Source organism: Streptomyces sp. SID1328 (assembly GCF_009865595.1).
Taxonomy (GTDB): Bacteria; Actinomycetota; Actinomycetes; order Streptomycetales; family Streptomycetaceae; genus Streptomyces; species Streptomyces griseoluteus.
The window spans coordinates 1-2,510 of sequence record NZ_WWKH01000530.1; the positions used below are offsets into that span (position 1 = coordinate 1).

Genomic DNA, 2,510 nt, shown 5'->3' on the forward strand with positions numbered 1-2,510 from the left:
ACCAGGACGTGCCCTTCGAGCGGCTGGTGGACGCCCTCAGTCCGGAGCGGGCGCAGAACCACCACCCGCTGTTCCAGACCATGCTGGTACTGCAGAACACGGCCGGCGCCGACATCGAGCTGCCCGGTCTCACCGTCTCCGAGCAGCCGGTGCGTACCGGCATCAGCAAGTTCGACCTGACCTTCACCTTTACCGAGACCGAGGACAGCGCAGGGCGCCCGACGGGGCTCGACGGGGTGCTGGAGTTCTCCACCGAGCTGTTCGACCACGCCACCGCGTACACCCTCGCCGACCGGCTGACCCGTCTCCTCGTCTCCCTCGCGGCCGACCCCGGACAGCGGGTGCACCAGGCCGAGGTGCTGGGCGCGTCCGAGCGGGAGCGACTGGAGCGGGCGGCGCTCGGGCCGGTCCGCCCGGTGGCCGCGCGGACGGCACCCGAGGCGTTCCGCGTGCAGTGCGCCCGCACCCCGGACGCCGTCGCGGTACGCGGCGCCGACCGCGCCCTCACCTTCACCGAACTCGACCAGCTCTCGGACGACCTCGCGCACCACCTGCGCGGCCGGGGCGTCGGCCGGGGCGATCTCGTCGCCCTCGCCCTGGAGGGCACCGCCGACCAGGTCGTGGCGATGCTCGCCGTCACCAAGGCCGGGGCCGCCTATCTGCCCGTCGACCTGGAACACCCCGAGGCGCGCATCGTGTACACCCTGTCCGACGCCCGCCCGGTCCTCCTGCTCACCCACGCCCACCGCGTCCGGGACCGTCGACTGGCCGTTCCGGTACTCCCGTTGGACGACCGGGCCGCCTGGTCCACCGGGCACACCGCGCCGCCCGCCACCGTGCCCGACCCGCGCGACGCGGCGTACGTCATCTACACCTCGGGCTCCACCGGCCGCCCCAAGGGTGTCGTCGTCACCCACGCCTCGCTCACCAACCACATGGCGTGGATGGCCGGCCACCTCGCCCTCACCGGTGCCGACCGGGTCCTCGCCCGGACCTCGCCCAGCTTCGACGCCTCGGTGTGGGAGACCTGGCTGCCCCTGCTGCACGGCGGCTCCACCTGCCCGGTACCGGCCGCCCTCAACCACGACCCCGCCGGGCTGCTCGGCCGGGCGCGTGAACTGGGCGTCACCATCGCCCAGTTCGTGCCCTCGCACCTCTCGCTGGTGCTCACCGAGACGGCCGGCGAGGAAGCGCCGACATCGCTGCGGGCCGTGCTCTGCGGCGGCGAACCCCTGCCGCGCACCCTGGCCCGGCGGGTCCGGGACACCTGGCGGGCCGAGCCGCACAACCTGTACGGGCCCACCGAGACCACCATCGACGCCACCGCCCACCACCACACCGACGACGACACCGACACCGCCGAGGGGAGCGTGCCGCTCGGGCGCCCCATCGACAACACCCGCGCCCACGTCCTCGACGCCCGCCTCCAGCCCGTGCCGCCAGGGGTCACCGGTGAGCTGTACATCGCCGGCGACGGACTGGCGCGCGGCTACCTCGGCCGGGCCGGGCTCACCGCCACCCGCTTCGTCGCCGACCCGTACGGGCCCGCCGGAAGCCGGATGTACCGCACCGGCGACCTCGTCCGGCGCGACGCGGACGGCCTGCTCACCTACGTCTCCCGCGCCGACGACCAGGTCAAGCTGAACGGCTTCCGCATCGAGCTCGGCGAGATCGAGACCGCGCTCGCCGCCCTGCCCGGCATCACCGCCGCCTGCGCCGTCGTACGCGAGGACCAGCCGGGCGAACGCCGCCTGGTGGCCTACGTCGTGCCCGGCGGGGGAGCGGCCGACCTGGCCGACGACGCGCTGCGCCGGGGGCTGGCCGACGTCCTGCCGCCGTACATGACGCCCGCCGTCTTCGTGCACCTGGACGCGCTGCCGCTGATGACCAACGGCAAGACCGACCGGCGCGCCCTGCCCGCGCCGGCCCGCACCACCGGCACCCGGCCGGGCGGGGAGCCGCGTACCGAGCGGGAGCGCGTGCTGTGCGAGGTGTTCGGCTCCGTGCTGCGGGCGGCCACGGTCCGCAGCGACGACGACTTCTTCGCGCTCGGCGGCGACAGCATCCTCTCCATCCAGCTCGTCAGCCGGGTCCGGCAGGCCGGGCTCGCCGTCACCCCGCGCGACGTCTTCGTGCACCGCACGCCGGAGGCCATCGCGGCCGTCGCCACCGTGCTGACGGCGGACTCGGCCGAACCCGCCGAGACGGGCACCGGCGAGATGCCGCCCACGCCGATCGCGGCCTGGTTCCTGGAGCGGCCCGGCCCGACGGACGGCTACAACCAGTCCGCCGTCCTGCGCACCCCGGCCGGCGCCGACGAGGAATCCCTCGTCGGCACCCTCCAACTCCTCATCGACCACCACGACATGCTCCGGATGCGGGTCACCCGCTCCACCGAGGAGGAGCCGTCCCTGTACGCGCAGCCGCCCGGCTCCGTACAGGCCCGCAAGCGCCTCACCCGGCTCGACATCACCGGGCTGGACGCGGCCGCCGCGACCGCCGCGCTCGCC

At 74.8% G+C, this 2,510-nt stretch carries 1 protein-coding gene; it reads left to right on the top strand.

The window, feature by feature from the left end; all coding sequences use genetic code 11:
- On the top strand, window positions 1–2,510 hold a 2,510-nt coding region (locus GT030_RS16750; protein WP_161201789.1), incomplete at both ends, for a non-ribosomal peptide synthetase.